Consider the following 17,220-nt stretch of genomic DNA (forward strand, 5'->3'; position numbering starts at 1 on the left):
ATGAAAAGAATCGCACCATTGGCATTAGCCATGGCATTGATGGCAGGCTGTAGTTCCGTTCCAAATGTGAATTGGCAACAAAACAGTCAGATTACGATTAATGAGGTTAATGTTGAGCTCAAAAGTAATTTATGGGTGAACCTCATGCCGAATATTGGGGACGTGGAAGAGCAAAGTATTCAAGGTGCACTTTACCTCGAAGGAGATCAGTTACTTCCTGCAAATCTAACGGCAGAAGCTCTTATTATTAAACAGGGGCAAAAAGAGTGGTTGGTGGACAGTGCGTCTTTAGATACTCGAACGCACAGTGAAAGCCGATGGGAGGTGGCGTTCTCGTCTCACATTGATGTGAACACAGAAAAATCGGTTGATATCGCAGTGCTTCTAGACGATGCGGGTAAACAGCGTTGGTTAGTCGAAAAGTACGTGAAGATTAACAAGGTTTATTAACCGCAATGATGTTGCATTAGTCGTTAGACCTAAAACAAAAAGGGCTTGCTCAATGAGCAAGCCCTTTGCATATTAGCGGTTAAATCTAGTCTTCTAGATCGCCACAGAAGCGGTAACCTTCGCCGTGGATAGTGGCGATGATTTCTGGCGTACCTGAAACAGACTCAAAGTGCTTACGGATACGACGAATCGTTACGTCTACAGTACGGTCGTGTGGCTTAAGTTCACGACCAGTCATCTTCTTAAGAAGATCTGCACGAGTTTGAATCTTACCCGGGTTCTCACAGAAGTGCAGTAATGCGCGGAACTCAGAGCGAGGTAGCTTGTAGCTATCACCAGCAGGGCTTACTAGAGAGCGGCTGTTGATGTCTAGTACCCAACCGTTGAATTCATACTTTTCTACCGAGCGCTTCTCTTCTTGCACCGCGTTAGAGCTCATTGAGCGACTAAGTAGGTTACGTGCACGAATAGTTAGTTCACGTGGGTTGAATGGTTTAGTGATGTAGTCATCTGCACCAATCTCAAGACCTAGGATCTTGTCTACTTCATTGTCACGGCCTGTCAGGAACATTAAAGCAATGTTCGCTTGCTCGCGTAATTCACGCGCTAGTAGAAGGCCATTCTTGCCTGGAAGATTAATGTCCATAATAACCAAGTTGACTGAGTTATCAGACAACACTTGGTGCATCTCTTCACCGTCACTGGCTTCAAAAACAGCGTATCCCTCTGCTTCAAAAATACTCTTAAGAGTGTTACGAGTTACTTGCTCATCTTCAACGATAAGAATCTGCGGGGTTTGCATTGGCGGTACCTAAATTTGTGACAAAATTGTGCTAATAGAATAAATTCTAGGCAAAAATATAACATACAGGTAATGTGATTTTGATAATAAATCAAGTTGATCAAAAAAACACTTCTTTCAGTTATCCGCCCTCCATGGAATTTTGCCAACTCACCAGTATCCAATGGCGACGTTTATTCTAAAGGGCTTGTTTACCTTTCATTTCCTGCTTTCAGTGGGGCCTGAAACGTAAACACCCTAAGATATTGAGCGGATTTTATATTGTTAACAGCATGCTAACAATGCTCAAATGTTAATTCCATTCAGTTTGTTGATTTATATCAATTGATGAAATGTAACTGTTATTAATCGTTTAAGACTTATGATAGAAAAAAGTAATAAGAACATAGACGCATCGTTATGGAATGCTTATTCAGAATCTTTTTTCAGATTCGAAGCCGAGTGGCGTGTTTCAAACTATGCTGTGATAACCGCTTGGAACCCATACAGTAACTTGAGGTCCAAAGAAGAGAACAGCATAAACAATCACGCGTTAGAAAAACAGCTACAGCACGTTAATTACGCGCCTGTAACGGTAGGTGATAGCGCTTTTACATGGTATGAGGAAAGCTTTGCCGTCGAGTTGTCGCCAGAGGTAGCCGTTGAATTGGCGAGTGACTTTCAACAAAACGCGATTTATTACGTCATTAATGACCAACTTTATCTTATTGCGTGCTCGCAGCCGAAAGTTTTTCATACGTTAGGCTCCATTAAACCTCGGCTCGTATAGAAGGTATAGAAAAGGATACTGCTCACTGAAGCACCGCTTGGGTGAGAAAATTCACGGAGGAAATATGAGAGACATTACACCCGATATTTGTGACCAATTTGAAGACCAAGTGAGCTTGCTTACTTTACCATTGCAGAACTTTGGTCAACGTAGCGCTTTTTACGGTGAAATCGTTACGGTGCGCTGCTATCACGATAACTCGAAAGTGCGTGAAGTACTGGGCGAAGATGGAACGGGTAAAGTATTGATTGTTGACGGACATGGATCGTGTCAGAGAGCATTACTCGGCGATCAATTAGCGATACTCGGAATAGAAAATGGGTGGGAAGGTATCATTGTCTATGGTGCAATACGCGACGTAGCACAAATATCTCAAATGGACATTGGCGTTCAAGCTCTTGGAACTAACCCGTTTAAAACAGAGAAACGCGGGATAGGAGAGGTAAACGTAACCTTAACGATGCAAAACCAAATCGTTCAACCTAAGCACTACGTTTACGCGGACTGGAACGGTGTGTTGATTTCTAAGCAAAAGCTGGACTTCTAAAAACGAAAGCCTAAACCAACCTCAAAGCCTTGTTGCCAATCTTGGTAATCAAGAGTCGCGTGAAGATCCAGTTTATCGGTAATTTTTACGCGACTTGATACTTCAGCCGCGAGGCTACTGTCGTCTTGGCGAATACCTTCCGCTGTTTCGTTCTTGTAAGAGCGAACTGTACTTTTCAGCGTGACACGATCATTAAAGTGATAGCTGATCCCACTCAAAAAACCACTTTGATTTTTGGTAGGAGAGTTATTGACTCGCGCACCGACATAAACGTCTACCGAATCAAAAAGTTCGTAAGCGTAACCCGTATCGATATTCCAAACATCAAAACTGTCAGACTGATAACTGTCGCTGGAAATGAATAGTTTATGAGGAGAAGGGGATGTTTTACCTGGAAGCGGCGGAAGCTCGTTTGCTAGACAAACACCAGGCACAAAAAACAGCAACAGAAAAAGCCCTCTTTTCATGTTCACCACTCCTTGTGTCAACTTTTTTATTAGTATGCGCCCAAAGCTTCTCACTATTAAAGCATAGAATATGAAAGCTAGCTCACCTATTTTCTAAATAATTCGATCCTATGAACATAAGTCACAGTTAAGTTGTTGTTATGTGTCACAACCCTCTCGAATTATTTGATCGTACGTTTTATGGCAAAGATCAGACTAGTTATTAGATAAAAAACCGAACTGGTGATGATGGTTAAGTCCTTTACAAAAACTAACTGTAGATTTTTAAATGATCAATAATGTGTAATTAACTATAAATATCAATGACATTGCTTAGCAGAATTCTCTGAAAGATGGAAAAACAAACAATTTTTTGTTGACTATGTATCAGAAACTCGGTAAACGTAGAGTTAAGCAAACACAATTAACGTTGAATATTTATTTATGCCATCTAACAGCCTAGTAGTAATGACCACGACCATTATTATTACCGACACGACACATGTTGGGGCAGGCTGCTGAGCGAAAGAAATTCACAAAAAAGGCCTGTATCCAACAAGATACAGGCCTTTTTTTATGCTTTTTTATCCAGAATTTAGACAAATTTAAGAAGATATACCGGAGGAAGGGATGCGAGTATTGAAGTTTGGCGGATCATCACTAGCTGATGCAGATCGCTTTTTGAGAGCGGCAGACATTATTGCCAATAACGCTCAACAAGAAGAAGTAGCGGTTGTTCTTTCCGCTCCTGGTAAAACAACAAACAAATTGGTTGCGGTCATTGAAGGCGCATTGCGCAATGGTGAAGCAGAACTACAAATCAAAGAGTTGGAGGAGTCGTTTAAAACGCTCTTCACTCAAATCCAAGCAGTACTACCCAATATCGATGGTTCAGCTTTCGATAACCAAGTGAAAACTTCTCTCTCTCAATTACGCCAGTTCGTTCATGGCATCAACCTTCTTGGCATGTGCCCAAATAACGTCAATGCACGCATCATCAGCAAAGGCGAACGCGTTTCAATTCAATTGATGAAGGCAGTGCTTGAAGCGAAAGGCCAACCTGCGCATCTTATCGACCCAGTCGAGTATCTATACGCAAAAGGCGATCACCTAGAAGCCATGGTCGATGTTGAAGTTTCGACTCAGAACTTCCGCCAGAATCCTCTTCCTCAAGGTCATGTGAACATCATGCCTGGTTTTACTGCCGGTAACGAGAAAGGTGAACTAGTTACACTAGGTCGTAATGGTTCAGACTACTCAGCGGCGGTTCTTGCGGCGTGTCTGCGCGCAGATTGCTGTGAGATCTGGACAGACGTAGATGGTGTGTACAACTGTGACCCTCGCTTAGTCGAAGATGCTCGCCTACTGAAATCTCTTAGCTATCAAGAAGCGATGGAGCTTTCTTACTTCGGTGCTTCCGTTCTGCACCCGAAAACCATCGCCCCAATCGCACAATTCCATATCCCATGTCTGATCAAAAACAGCTTTAACCCACAAGGTGCAGGAACTCTGATTGGGCAAGACACTGGTGAAGACAATCTGGCGATCAAAGGTATCACGACGCTAAACGACCTAACCATGGTTAACGTCTCCGGCCCAGGTATGAAGGGTATGGTTGGCATGGCAAGCCGCGTATTTGGCGCAATGTCTTCCGCTGGTGTGTCTATTGTTCTTATTACTCAGTCTTCTTCTGAGTACAGCATTAGCTTCTGTATTGAGGCAGAAGATAAAGCAAAAGCGCAACAAGTACTGGCCGATGCGTTTGAGTTGGAACTGAAAGATAGCTTATTAGAGCCGGTCGAGTTTATTGATAATGTTTCAATCATAACGTTGGTTGGTGACGGCATGCGTACATCGCGCGGTGTTGCATCTCGCTTCTTCTCATCTCTTGCTGAAGTGAACGTAAACATTGTAGCCATCGCACAGGGCTCATCTGAGCGTGCTATCTCAGCCGTGATTCCTGAAGATAAAATCTCTGAAGCGATCAAAGCGTGTCACGAAAACCTATTCAACTCTAAGCACTTCTTAGACGTATTCGTGGTTGGTATTGGCGGCGTTGGTGGTGAGCTGGTGGATCAGATCGAGCGTCAACAGGCGAAGCTTGCGGAAAAAGGCATCGTGATCCGCGTGTGTGGCTTGGCAAACAGCAAAGGTCTTCTGCTTGATAGTGAAGGTCTTCCACTCGATCATTGGCGTGATCGTATGTCGGCAGCGACAGAAGAGTTCAGCCTAGCGCGTTTGATTTCTTTGGTTCAACGTAACCACATCATCAACCCAGTATTGGTTGACTGTACATCAAGTGAAGATATCGCGAATCAATACGCTGATTTCTTAGCTGCTGGTTTCCATGTCGTTACACCAAATAAAAAAGCAAATACAGCAAGCATGGCTTACTACCATCAGCTTCGCGATGTTGCGCGCAGCTCTCGTCGCAAGCTGATGTACGAAACAACTGTGGGGGCGGGTCTACCGGTAATCGAAAACCTGCAAAACCTAATCTCAGCGGGTGATGAGCTAGAGCGCTTCAGCGGTATTCTTTCTGGCTCTCTGTCATACATCTTCGGTAAGTTAGATGAAGGTATGAGCCTAAGTGAAGCAACTAATATCGCAAAAGAAAATGGTTTTACTGAACCGGATCCTCGTGATGACCTTTCTGGTATGGATGTCGCGCGTAAGCTTCTGATCCTAGCTCGTGAAGCAGGCATGTCTCTAGAACTAGAAGACGTTGTGGTTGATCAAGCACTGCCACCAGGTTTTGATGATTCTGGTAGCGTTGATGAATTTATGGCGCGTTTACCTGAAGCAGACGCCTACTTTAAAGAATTATCTGCAAAGGCAGCGGAAGAAGGCAAAGTACTGCGCTACGTTGGTGAGATTAATGAGGGCAAGTGCACAGTAAGCATCGCTGCGGTGGATGAAAACGATCCAATGTATAAAATCAAGGACGGTGAAAACGCACTGGCATTTTACAGCCGTTACTATCAGCCAATCCCACTAGTGTTACGTGGCTATGGTGCAGGCACCGAAGTAACGGCTGCGGGTGTATTTTCTGACGTGATGCGTACTTTAGGTTGGAAACTAGGGGTATAACAATAATGAGTTCAAGTGATATGGATGTAGTGGTTTATGCCCCAGCATCAATTGGTAATGTAAGCGTTGGCTTTGATGTGCTGGGGGCTGCCGTATCTCCAGTGGATGGCACATTATTGGGTGACCGTGTATTGGTGAAATCTGGGGCTGATCCGTTCAGCCTTAAAACGGCGGGTGATTTTGTTGAGAAATTGCCAACTGAACCAAAAGAGAACATCGTCTACGACTGTTGGCTCGTGTTTGCTCGTGAGTTAGACAAAAAAGGCGTTGAGCTAAAACCACTTGAGATGACGCTAGAAAAGAACATGCCAATTGGCTCTGGTTTAGGCTCAAGTGCATGTTCTATCGTCGCTGCATTAGATGCATTGAACCGATTCCATGGACAGCCACTTAACGAGACAGAATTATTGGCGCTGATGGGAGAGATGGAAGGCAAGATCTCTGGTGGTATTCACTACGACAACGTTGCGCCATGTTACCTTGGTGGTGTGCAACTGATGCTTGAAGAGTTGGGTATCATCAGTCAAGAAGTGCCTTGCTTTGATGATTGGTACTGGGTGATGGCGTATCCGGGTATCAAGGTATCAACGGCGGAAGCGCGTGAGATCCTACCATCTCAATACCGCCGACAAGATATCATTGCTCATGGTCGCCACCTTGCGGGCTTTATTCATGCGTGTCATTCTGGTCAGCCAGAACTTGCTGCAAAAATGATCAAAGACGTGATCGCAGAACCGTATCGTGAGAAACTGCTTCCAGGTTTTGCGAATGCACGTCAATACGCAGCGTCTGCGGGTGCATTGGCAACCGGTATTTCTGGCAGTGGTCCGACACTGTTCAGTATTTGCAAAGAGAAAGATGTCGCTGAGCGAGTTGCTCGCTGGTTAGAACAAAACTACGTACAAAACGAAGAAGGATTCGTCCACGTTTGTCGTCTAGATAAGCAGGGTTCGAAAGTAACAGGAAGTGAGCTATGAAGCTTTACAATATAAAAGAAAATGATGAACAAGTTTCCTTTGGCCAAGCCGTTCGCCAAGGGTTAGGTCGCAATCAAGGCCTATTTTTCCCATCGGAATTACCAAAATTTGAAGATATCGATGCGCTGCTTGCAGAAGACTTTGTCTCTCGTAGCACTAAGATTCTATCGGCGTTAATTGGAGATGAACTTACAGAGGAGCAAGTGAATGCTCTTGTTGATGCTGCATTCCAATTCCCTGCGCCAATTAATCAGGTCAAAGACGGTGTTTACGCTCTGGAACTGTTCCATGGTCCAACGCTTGCATTTAAAGACTTTGGTGGTCGCTTTATGGCGCAATCTCTTGCTGCGGTTTCGGACGGCGGCAAGATCACTATTCTGACTGCAACTTCCGGCGATACTGGCGCAGCCGTTGCGCATGCTTTCTACGGTATGGAAGACATCAACGTTGTGATTCTTTACCCGAAAGGTAAGATCAGCCCACTGCAAGAGAAGCTATTCTGTACGCTTGGTAAGAACATCCATACTGTCGCGATCGATGGAGACTTCGATGCGTGTCAGGCACTGGTTAAGCAAGCTTTTGATGATTCTGCACTGCGTGAAGAGATCGGTCTGAACTCTGCAAACTCAATCAACATCAGCCGTTTGATGGCGCAAATCTGTTACTACTTTGAAGCAGCTGCGCAAATGAGCAAGCAAGAGCGTGAAAACCTAGTGGTATCAGTACCAAGTGGTAACTTTGGTAACCTAACTGCTGGTCTACTGGCAAAAGCGCTGGGCTTGCCTATCAAACGCTTTATCGCGGCAACTAATGCCAATGACACGGTTCCTCGCTACCTAGAAACAGGTAAGTGGGAGCCAAAACCAACAGTCGCAACAACATCGAACGCGATGGACGTGAGCCAACCAAACAACTGGCCTCGTATTGAAGAGCTGTGCCGCGTGAAAGAGTGGGGCTTGGAGACGTTAGGTAAAGGCGCAGTATCTGATGAGCAAAGCGCACAGTCAGTGAAAGATTTACATGCTCTAGGCTACCTATGCGAACCGCATGGTGCGATTGCTTACCGAGTGCTTGAAGAACAATTGCAAGACGGTGAAACCGGTCTGTTCCTATGTACTGCTCACCCTGCGAAGTTCAAAGAAGTCGTGGATGATATTCTAGAATCCGATATCGAGCTTCCTGCGCCACTAGCGAAGCACGCTGCGATGGAGCTGCTATCGGAAGAGCTCGACGCAGACTTTGACGCATTGAAACAAGTACTGCGCCGCGTGCAGTAAGCTTCAAAGTATAGTAAGTATCAAAAACAGAAATAACGAGAGGTGAATGAGTAATCATTCACCTTTTTTATTGTCGGTAAGTTTTGACTCTCTTTATGATTGAGAAACGAACTTAACTAAATGAGATGGAAAGAGAAGCATGCATTTTTTGATTTTTCTTGGCTCAGTGAGAGACAGCACGCCACCACGACCAGCCCGTTTAGGAATGCGAGTCAGTAAAGCGTGTGAAAAACTCATCGCGAGTCAACATTCGCAACATACGGTCGAAATCATCGACCCTTTGAATTACGACTTTGGTGATGTGTTTAAGCCCGAGTTTGCTTATCACCGCTCTAAAGTTCCGCAGAACCTAAGTGAGCTGGCAGACAAAATCAAACATGCGGATGGGTATGTGATGGTTAGCCCGGAATATAACCATTCGATGAGTCCTGCTCTGGCGAACACGCTTAACCATTTCGGCAGTTCGCTGTTTTCTTACAAGCCGAGTGCTATCGTGACCTATTCTGCCGGACAATGGGGTGGTGTTAGAGCTGCCGTTTCTATGCGTACCTTCTTATCTGAACTTGGATGTCTACCTGTCTCTGCGATGATCCACATTCCGAAAGCGCAAGAAGTGTTTGATGAACAGGGCGTTGCTGAGGATGAGTCGGAGCAGACGCAGTGGGATAACTATATGAATCGCACTATGCATCAATTGATTTGGTGGGCTGAAGGGGCGTCACTGCAAAGAGATAGGCGTGATCCAACCTCTTTAGCGCAAGCGTTTCAGAAAGATCCTTCGCAAAGAAATGCACCTTAGAGGCGAGTTGCTTTCCATTATAGAAAGGGTTTAGAAGGATTCTGAAACAAAAAAAGCTTGGTCATTGCAGACCAAGCTTTTTAAATTCTAGCGAGCTAGTTTACTGAGAGATTATAGAGTCTCAGTAAAAGTACGAGCGATTACATCACGTTGTTGCTCTGGAGTTAGCGAGTTAAAACGTACTGCGTAACCAGAAACACGAATAGTTAGTTGTGGGTATTTCTCTGGGTGTGCAACTGCATCTTCTAGTGTTTCGCGTTTAAGCACGTTCACGTTTAGGTGTTGGCCGCCTTCGATACGAGGAGCAGTTTCGATTGCAACTTCACGGCTTTCGTATTCACCTAGGTCGCTGATTGCGATAACTTGGTCTGCTTCGTAGCCAGCAGTTGCAGCAACACAGCGAGCTTCATTTTTTTCGCTATCTAATAGCCAGATAGAGTTTAGTAGGTCGTCGTTTGCCGCTTTTGTAATTTGGATACCTTGGATCATCACTATCTCCTAGACCACTTACGTGGTGATTATTGGTGTTAATTTTCGAATTTTCGTTGAGCTGAGTATTATATAGCTAATATCCACTATTTTAATATTGATTTAAGTCAAAAAACAACCAAAAACATTATTTTTATTAAGGTGATTTTATTGAGTTAAATCAATAAAACCTTTGAAAACAAACTAATTACAATTTATTTGAGAATATAAAAAATATTTAATAACTGGTTTTGTTGTAAATTTACTACAAATTGAGATTAAAGTTTAAACTGGTTAACGCAACTATCTGTATTTAGGTAGCAATACTGAAAGTCTAAAGTGATTAAATGACAAACATGAAAAACAAGCTTGGGAATAAACTCATTGGTGCACATGTCTCTGCTGCTGGTGGGGTCGATCAAGCTCCGTTGAGAGCTCGTGAAATTGGCGCGAATGCCTTCGCACTATTTACAAAAAACCAACGCCAGTGGGTGGCGAAGCCTTTAGAAGCAAAAACCATCAGTGCGTTTAAAGCGAACTGTAAAATGCTGGGTTTCGGAGCAGAGCATATTCTTCCCCATGATTCTTATCTGATTAACTTGGGTGCGCCGGAAGAAGAAAAGCTGAATAAATCCCGCGCGGCATTTATTGATGAAATGGAGCGTTGTAATCAGTTGGGGCTGACTTTGCTTAACTTCCATCCGGGCAGTCACCTAAAGAAAGTCTCTGAACAGGAGTGTCTCGCGACGATCGCCGAGTCGATCAATCTTGCGCATAAAGCGGTGCCGAATGTGATCGCTGTTATCGAGAATACGGCAGGTCAAGGCACTAACTTAGGCTGGAAGTTTGAGCACCTAGCTGAAATCATCGAGCAAGTGGAAGATAAAGATCGTGTCGGCGTTTGTATTGATACCTGCCATACCTTTACGGCTGGTTATGACTTACGTACAAAAGAAGATTGCGAGCGCACCTTTGCAGAGTTCGACCGTATCGTAGGTATGCACTATTTAAGAGCAATGCATCTAAATGATTCAAAAGTAGAGTTTGCCAGCAAAGTAGATCGCCACCATTCTCTAGGTAAAGGAGAGATCGGGTGGGATTGCTTTGAGTACATCGCGAAAGACCCTCGTTTTGATGGTATCCCTCTGATTTTGGAAACAATTGATCCAGATATTTGGCAGCAAGAGATCAACACGTTGCGTCAATTCCATTTAGCGGCCATTGACAGTTAATGGCGTAACCACAAAGTTGGCACCTTTCTTTCTTAGTCATTGAACATCAATCTCTGAATTAGCAAAGAAGGATGCCAACATGTCTCGACCATTCTCTTTTACTCCTTATACTTACACTCGTCGTGTGCTTCGCTTACCGATGCCTAATCGTCACATTACCGGACAGGGGCATTTTCGAACGCCACAGAAGCATTAGTCTTTTATTACTTGTCTCAAGTTCGTGGTAAGTTTTTGTTTGTTTGAGTTTCGCTCGTTAGAATAGAAGCAAAATTTAGGACAGGAACTTTCCATGAATCAGTCACCCACTTGGCACGATGTGATCGGCGAAGAGAAAAAGCAGAGCTACTTTGTAGACACCTTGAATTTTGTTGAAGCCGAACGCGCCGCAGGCAAAGCTATTTTTCCTCCCGCAAAAGATGTCTTTAACGCGTTTCGTTTTACCGAGTTCAAAGACGTTAAGGTCGTGATTCTAGGACAAGACCCATACCACGGCCCAAATCAGGCGCATGGCCTGTGTTTCTCTGTACTTCCTGGCATTAAAACGCCACCGTCACTGGTTAATATGTATAAAGAGCTGGCGCAAGATATTAAAGGTTTCCAAATCCCTCAGCATGGTTTTTTGCAAAGCTGGGCTGAACAAGGCGTATTGTTACTCAATACGGTATTAACGGTGGAGCAAGGTAAAGCGCATTCACATTCAAAGACAGGTTGGGAAACGTTTACTGATCGAGTGATTGAAGCCATTAATCAGCATCAAGAAGGTGTAGTGTTCTTGCTATGGGGTTCACATGCACAGAAGAAAGGTCGTTTTATCGATCGCAATAAGCACCATGTGTTAGCTGCCCCACACCCATCGCCACTTTCTGCACATCGAGGCTTTTTCGGTTGTAAGCATTTCTCTCAAGCAAACCAGTTGCTTACATCACAAGAAAAAGCACCAATTAACTGGCATTTGCCATTAACGGTATAAATGAAGAGACAGCGATCATGGATGCTATGATCGCTGTTTTTTTGAGCACGCTCGAGGCTGATAGTAAATTTCTCATGTACACTTACTAAAAGTAGGTGTTAAGGAGAGACGCTATGATGATCGAAAGAATTCGACGCGAACATGGTTATATGGTTCGTCTGTTGGCGATACTGCGCCATAAGCTTAATGAGATAAAAAAAGAACGTGTAATCAACTATGCGTTAGTAAGCGAGATTGTTGATTACCTCTCTAATCATTCGGAGAAAGTACACCACCCGAAAGAAGATATCCTCTATCACCACTTTCTTGAACACTATGGTAAGCAACAAACCATGGAAAATTTAGAGAAAGAACATCTAGAGTTAGCGAGTAAAACCAGAGAGTTTTCATCCGTGATAGAGATGATCCTTCAGGATGCTGTTGTGCCACAAGACATGTTCGTCGCTCACCTAGAAGATTTCATTGAATCGCAAAGGCGCCACTTGGAGCTAGAAGAGCGAAAAATTTTGCCTCTCATTGAAGAGTTATTTACCACAGAAGATTGGCAGCATGTCGAGAGCTTATGGAGCGTCAGTGAGGATGACCCTGTATTTGGTGACACGATTGCTGATCGTTATAAGCAGTTGGCCGAACGTGTTCGTCAAAGTGATACTGAGTATGTTTAAGACTGAATGATGAAACCTGAGCGAGCGAAAGTCGTCTCTCGGGTTTGTGAGATACACTTCTTATTTATTGGGAATCAAACGAAAATTTCGTGTGCATATTTCTCGGCAAAAAGTACGGAAGATTCTCATTGAGTAATAATGGTATTCATACTTAAACCTTGGTACATAAACTCACGGTGTTTACGGTCACTGTAAACAAAAAACAAAAGGCACCTGTAAGGTGCCTTTTGTTTGAATTAGAGTTTAATGTCTTCCAAGTTATAATCGGTACAGACATCAAGTTCGCGCAGCTCTTTAAGCAAATTGCGTCTGTCGTTCATCTCTTCTATTTCACGCCACTTTCGCTTTACTGGTTTGGCACGAGATTTGGTTGTTGAGGTAGTATCCAGATTAAAAATGTCATCTAGTTGAAAGCCTTCCATAAGCCACCTTTACCTTTCTTAAGCTAAACTGTTGTAACCAGTCCTTGTGGAGTTTTTTAAGTACCACAATAGCCGTGAGAATAACCATGATATATTTCGCATTTGTGTCGGTAGCATGACATTTTCGTGCAAAAATATTCTCAAAATCACACTTTTTATTGCAACGATGTGGATAAAAAATGCACAAACGATCTCAAGAAAACGATTAAATAGAGAGATTTTCTATGTTAATTCGATTTGATGAATGGGTGCACTGCGCAAAGGTTAAAGTTGCATAAAATCAGTTTGATGAAATAGTGTTCAATTAGATGGTAAGTCACTAGCGTAAATTTATGTAACACCTTGTGAATACTAGCTTGTTCTTGTTTATACGGTTTACCATTCTATTTAATGAGGAATAATTATTTATGTTGGTGTTTGGTAATTGAAATGTTGCGCAGTTTGAGTGTTAAGTCTTCTATTTATGTTATTTTTTGGTGACTTTATAGTGAAAAATAACAATGTTATTCTCATTGTTGCATATTGATTTTTGCGCTCCTAGGTTGCATTATCCGCCCGTCAAAAAATACGCTGGTACGTAAAATGGATGCATGAAGCGACGTTTACGATTCTAGATTGCCCATAAACATTACTTAAAAAGCTAAGCACACTTTGACACTTAGCAGGCAATTTGGTGGATGGCTAGGACGCATAGACTGGCGCAACTCACTTTGAGGTACACATGACAGACTTAATCAATTTGATGAACGATCTCCTCTGGGGCTCGATTCTGGTTTATCTTCTTGTTGGTGTTGGTATTTACTTCACCGTTCGATTAGGGTTCATTCAGTTCCGCCATTTCGGCCACATGTTCTCTGTTCTTAAGAACAGTCGTAAAGCAGACAAAGCTGGTATTTCCTCTTTCCAAGCGCTTTGTACTAGTCTTGCTGCACGTGTTGGTACAGGTAACATGGCGGGCGTTGCAGTTGCATTGACTGCGGGTGGTCCTGGTGCGATCTTCTGGATGTGGCTGATTGCAATGCTTGGTATGGCAACATCGTTTGCCGAGAGCACACTGGCGCAGCTATACAAAACCAAAGATGATGATGGCAACTACCGTGGTGGCCCTGCCTACTACATGGAAAAAGGCCTGGGCATGCGTTGGATGGGCGTGTTGTTCTCAGTTTTCCTAATCATCGCTTTTGGTTTGGTATTCAACGCCGTACAAGCTAACTCAATTGCCAATGCAATGAGCAACGCATTTGGTTGGAATAACCTGTATGTCGGTATTGCCGTTGTTTTACTGTCTGCAATTGTTATTTTCGGTGGCATCAAGCGTATCGCAAGAGTTGCTGAGATGATCGTTCCGATCATGGCACTACTTTATCTAGCCCTAGCGCTGTTCATCATGTTCTCTAACCTAGAGAAACTACCTGATGTATTGATGCTTATCTTTAAGAGTGCATTTGGTCTGCAAGAAGCAGCAGCAGGTGGTCTTGGCTACGCAATTGCACAGGCAATGATTAACGGTATCAAGCGCGGTCTATTCTCGAATGAAGCAGGTATGGGTTCGGCACCTAACGCGGCAGCTTCAGCAACACCTTACCCACCACACCCAGCGTCTCAAGGTTACGTACAGATGCTAGGCGTGTTCATGGATACGATCGTTATCTGTTCTGCAACAGTGGCTATCATCCTGATGTCTGGTGAGTATGTCGGTCAAGCAACAGAAGTGACGGGTATCGAGCTAACTCAGCGAGCATTGAGCTCACAAGTTGGCGATTGGGGCGGCATCTTTGTTGCTGTGGCAATCTTCTTCTTTGCGTTTACTTCAATCATTGCAAACTACTCGTATGCTGAAACGAACTTAATCTTCCTAGAGCACAATCATAAAGCGGGCTTAAGCATTTTCCGCGTTATTGTTCTTGGTATGGTGATGTTTGGTGCACTAGCTTCGTTACCAGTCGTATGGTCGCTTGCTGACGTCTCTATGGGTCTGATGGCGATAGTCAACTTGGTGGCGATCATCTTGCTATCTGGCATCGTGATTAAACTGGCCAAAGATTACAACCGCCAGCTTGGTGAAGGAAAAGTGCCAACATTTGATGCGAATGACTTCCCGGAGCTGAAATCTCAGCTTGAAGAAGGCATTTGGTACAACGATAAAAAAGACTAAGTGAGCTATCACTCATAGTTGAAAGCTATTAGTACGATGTAAAAAGCCATGCAGACAATGCATGGCTTTTTTTGTACCCTATTAAAAACAAAATTAGAGAAGGGAAAGTCATGCTTATCGTAGTTTCTCCAGCGAAGACTCTTGATTACGAGTCTCCGTTAGCGACAGAAAAATTTACTCAACCTGAGTTGGTCGAATACTCAAAAGAGCTTATCGATGTTTGCCGCAAACTGACTCCTGCTGATGTTGCCTCTTTAATGAAAGTGAGCGACAAGATTGCCGATTTAAATGTGGGCCGATTCCAAGAGTGGAGTGAAACGTTTACCACGGAAAACTCACGACAAGCCATTCTTGCATTTAAAGGTGACGTTTACACCGGGCTAGACGCCGAAAGTTTATCTGAAGCGGACTTCGAATATGCTCAAGATCATCTGCGTATGCTATCGGGTCTTTATGGTTTACTAAAACCACTTGATTTGATGCAGCCATACCGTCTTGAAATGGGTACCAAGCTTGCAAACGACAAAGGTACGAACTTGTACCAGTTTTGGGGCAATGTTATTACGGACAAGCTTAACGAAGCGATTTCTGCTCAAGGTGATAATGTCCTTATCAACCTTGCATCAAATGAATACTTTAAAGCGGTTAAGCCAAAGAATTTAGATGCGCAAGTGATCACGCCAGTATTCAAAGATTGTAAGAATGGTCAATACAAGGTCATCAGTTTTTACGCGAAGAAAGCGCGCGGTATGATGGCGCGTTACATTATTGAAAACCGTGTTGAGAGCGTTGCAGACCTGACTAAGTTTGATACGGCGGGTTACTACTTTGTGGAAGATGAATCGACGCCAACAGAGTTAGTATTTAAACGCGAAGAGCAAAAATAAAGCTGATTGAGACGTAGTCTACGTTAATCTCTATCAGCACAAACGAAAAAGGGTTGGCATTGCCAACCCTTTGTTATTTTCTAGCTTGAGCTACTTGGCCCCAACAAGATCACTTCTTCTTAGCGGTTTTCTTTTTCGCTACTTTTTTCTTGTCGTCTTTTTTCTTTTTCTTCTTAAACACAGGCTTTTTGTGTTTAGGACGCATCTCTTTCACGAAACGCTCTTTGATGTCTTCTTTCACATAACGTGCAACGCGATCCATCATTGGCTGGTCGTGTGCTTCTACGATTGAGATAGCGTTACCTTTCTTACCTGCGCGAGCCGTACGGCCGATACGGTGAAGGTAAACATCAGCCGTGCGCGGCATGTCGTAGTTGATAACGTGTGATACATCCGGAAGATCGATACCACGCGCAGCAACGTCCGTCGCGAGCAGCACGTTCACAGTTCCATCGCGGAAGCGAGAAATCGCATTGTTACGACGATCTTGCGGCATTTCACCTTGAATCCAAGAACATGGAATCTGTGCACTTTCAAGCTGCGCTCGTAGCTCAGCCAAACGCTCACGAGTCTTTAAAAAGACGATAGTGCGCTCAGCTTGCTGAGTAATAATGTGTTTTAGTAATTCCAGTTTGTGTTCAGCATCATCAGCTCGGTGGTACCACTGAGCAATTTTCTTACGCTCACGCAGCGGCGATTTTGCATCGATCTCTGCTGGGTCATTCAACAGATCAGCGGTAAAGCCTTCTACGCCTTTCCCTTCTAACGTTGCTGAGAACAGAAGGGTTTGCTTACGCCAGCGACATTCGTTAGATAGACGATCGACAGTAGGAGCAAAACCCATATCTAGCATACGGTCTGCTTCATCAAGGATTAACCATTCGATTGCACGACAATCAAAACGTTCTGCATCAATGTATTCTTTTAAACGGCCAGGTGTCGCAACCACAATGTCTTGCGTTGTTGCAAGGATGTCGGCGTGCTCTTGGTACTGAACACCACCAGTGATGGTGAAAATGTTGAGTTTGGTATTTTTTGCCAAAGCACGTGCTTGATCGGCAATTTGCATCGCCAGTTCGCGAGTAGGCGTTAGGATCAAAATACGCGCAGGCCCAGGCTTACGACGAGGGAAGTCTTGCAAGTATTGCAATGCTGGCAGGACGAAGGCGGCCGTTTTACCAGTTCCTGTTGGCGCTGACGCTAGAATGTCACGACCGTCCAACGCTTGTGGAATCGCTTCTGCCTGAATTTTTGTTGGGCGTTC

18 protein-coding genes and 1 other annotated feature are annotated in these 17,220 nt (G+C 43.9%); of the genes, 13 read left to right on the forward strand and 5 right to left on the reverse strand.

The genetic code is table 11. The annotated features are described in order from the left end of the window. Entirely contained in the window at nucleotides 1–450 is a 450-nt protein-coding gene (locus tag R7041_RS14065; protein ID WP_005381825.1) for a hypothetical protein, read from the forward strand. 85 nt (nucleotides 451–535) lie between these two features. Here the strand turns inward: R7041_RS14065 and arcA are convergent, their stop codons facing one another. Further along, nucleotides 536–1,252: a two-component system response regulator ArcA gene (gene arcA, locus R7041_RS14070; protein WP_005381824.1), complete on the reverse strand. Its 717-nt coding sequence runs from the start codon at nucleotides 1,250–1,252 to the stop codon at nucleotides 536–538. 361 nt (nucleotides 1,253–1,613) lie between these two features. On the opposite strand from arcA, the gene R7041_RS14075 reads away from it, so the two are divergent. After that, a complete protein-coding gene (locus R7041_RS14075; RefSeq protein ID WP_005381823.1) occupies nucleotides 1,614–2,021 on the forward strand; it encodes a DUF3293 domain-containing protein in 408 nt (135 codons plus the stop codon). A 64-nt stretch (nucleotides 2,022–2,085) separates the two neighbouring features. Continuing rightward, on the forward strand, nucleotides 2,086–2,568 hold the full coding sequence (locus R7041_RS14080) for a putative 4-hydroxy-4-methyl-2-oxoglutarate aldolase (RefSeq protein ID WP_005381822.1): 483 nt from the start codon (nucleotides 2,086–2,088) through the stop codon (nucleotides 2,566–2,568). On the opposite strand, the gene R7041_RS14085 is transcribed toward R7041_RS14080, so the two are convergent. Then, nucleotides 2,565–3,035, reverse strand: a complete 471-nt coding sequence (locus R7041_RS14085; RefSeq protein WP_005381821.1) for a hypothetical protein — start codon at nucleotides 3,033–3,035, stop codon at nucleotides 2,565–2,567. The two genes, R7041_RS14080 and R7041_RS14085, sit on opposite strands and share 4 nt — an antisense overlap. Nucleotides 3,036–3,458: 423 nt before the next feature. Here R7041_RS14085 and thrL point away from each other — a divergent pair, with 423 nt between their 5' ends. From thrL to R7041_RS14110, 5 genes are all read left to right on the forward strand, one after another. Next, nucleotides 3,459–3,536, forward strand: coding sequence for a thr operon leader peptide (thrL, locus tag R7041_RS14090; protein ID WP_074192076.1), 78 nt, complete (start codon nucleotides 3,459–3,461; stop codon nucleotides 3,534–3,536). After that, nucleotides 3,472–3,591: a sequence feature (Thr leader region), on the forward strand. Its footprint overlaps the gene before it by 65 nt. Nucleotides 3,592–3,644: 53 nt before the next feature. After that, nucleotides 3,645–6,104 carry a bifunctional aspartate kinase/homoserine dehydrogenase I gene (gene thrA, locus R7041_RS14095; RefSeq protein WP_053304351.1) on the forward strand — a complete coding sequence of 820 codons (2,460 nt, stop codon included), beginning with the start codon at nucleotides 3,645–3,647 and terminating at the stop codon, nucleotides 6,102–6,104. 20 nt (nucleotides 6,105–6,124) lie between these two features. Beyond that, nucleotides 6,125–7,081 (forward strand): homoserine kinase, encoded by a 957-nt coding sequence (gene thrB / locus R7041_RS14100; protein WP_017635074.1) that lies wholly within the window; start codon nucleotides 6,125–6,127, stop codon nucleotides 7,079–7,081. Next, complete coding sequence (gene thrC / locus R7041_RS14105; protein ID WP_005381818.1) at nucleotides 7,078–8,358, forward strand: threonine synthase; 1,281 nt, start codon at nucleotides 7,078–7,080, stop codon at nucleotides 8,356–8,358. The genes thrB and thrC overlap by 4 nt, the downstream gene beginning before the upstream one ends. Nucleotides 8,359–8,497: 139 nt before the next feature. Beyond that, nucleotides 8,498–9,157 carry an NADPH-dependent FMN reductase gene (locus tag R7041_RS14110; protein WP_053350217.1) on the forward strand — a complete coding sequence of 220 codons (660 nt, stop codon included), beginning with the start codon at nucleotides 8,498–8,500 and terminating at the stop codon, nucleotides 9,155–9,157. 111 nt (nucleotides 9,158–9,268) lie between these two features. Here the strand turns inward: R7041_RS14110 and grcA are convergent, their stop codons facing one another. Continuing rightward, nucleotides 9,269–9,646: an autonomous glycyl radical cofactor GrcA gene (grcA, locus tag R7041_RS14115; protein ID WP_005381814.1), complete on the reverse strand. Its 378-nt coding sequence runs from the start codon at nucleotides 9,644–9,646 to the stop codon at nucleotides 9,269–9,271. A 326-nt stretch (nucleotides 9,647–9,972) separates the two neighbouring features. Between grcA and nfo the strand changes: the two genes are divergently transcribed. The 3 genes from nfo (at nucleotide 9,973) to R7041_RS14130 (ending at nucleotide 12,492) form a co-directional block, all read left to right on the forward strand. Then, on the forward strand, nucleotides 9,973–10,857 hold the full coding sequence (gene nfo / locus R7041_RS14120; protein WP_017821508.1) for a deoxyribonuclease IV: 885 nt from the start codon (nucleotides 9,973–9,975) through the stop codon (nucleotides 10,855–10,857). A 289-nt stretch (nucleotides 10,858–11,146) separates the two neighbouring features. After that, a complete protein-coding gene (gene ung, locus R7041_RS14125) occupies nucleotides 11,147–11,827 on the forward strand; it encodes a uracil-DNA glycosylase (RefSeq protein ID WP_053350218.1) in 681 nt (226 codons plus the stop codon). A 113-nt stretch (nucleotides 11,828–11,940) separates the two neighbouring features. After that, complete coding sequence (locus R7041_RS14130) at nucleotides 11,941–12,492, forward strand: hemerythrin domain-containing protein (RefSeq protein WP_017821507.1); 552 nt, start codon at nucleotides 11,941–11,943, stop codon at nucleotides 12,490–12,492. A 236-nt stretch (nucleotides 12,493–12,728) separates the two neighbouring features. Here the strand turns inward: R7041_RS14130 and R7041_RS14135 are convergent, their stop codons facing one another. Then, the gene (locus R7041_RS14135; RefSeq protein WP_005381805.1) at nucleotides 12,729–12,914 is read right to left on the reverse strand and encodes a DUF3545 family protein; all 186 of its coding nucleotides are present in this window, start codon (nucleotides 12,912–12,914) and stop codon (nucleotides 12,729–12,731) included. A gap of 721 nt (nucleotides 12,915–13,635) precedes the next feature. On the opposite strand from R7041_RS14135, the gene R7041_RS14140 reads away from it, so the two are divergent. Together R7041_RS14140 and yaaA are read left to right on the forward strand one after the other, a co-directional pair. After that, nucleotides 13,636–15,069 (forward strand): alanine/glycine:cation symporter family protein, encoded by a 1,434-nt coding sequence (locus tag R7041_RS14140; RefSeq protein ID WP_005381800.1) that lies wholly within the window; start codon nucleotides 13,636–13,638, stop codon nucleotides 15,067–15,069. A 110-nt stretch (nucleotides 15,070–15,179) separates the two neighbouring features. After that, nucleotides 15,180–15,956: a peroxide stress protein YaaA gene (gene yaaA, locus R7041_RS14145; protein ID WP_005382848.1), complete on the forward strand. Its 777-nt coding sequence runs from the start codon at nucleotides 15,180–15,182 to the stop codon at nucleotides 15,954–15,956. Between the two features lie 109 nt (nucleotides 15,957–16,065). Here yaaA and srmB read toward each other — a convergent pair. Then, the coding region (gene srmB / locus R7041_RS14150) for an ATP-dependent RNA helicase SrmB (protein ID WP_318128648.1) at nucleotides 16,066–17,220 on the reverse strand (1,155 nt) is incomplete at its 5' end.

The organism is Vibrio sp. 1751 (assembly GCF_033339895.1).
In the GTDB taxonomy this organism is placed as follows: Bacteria; Pseudomonadota; Gammaproteobacteria; order Enterobacterales; family Vibrionaceae; genus Vibrio; species Vibrio alginolyticus.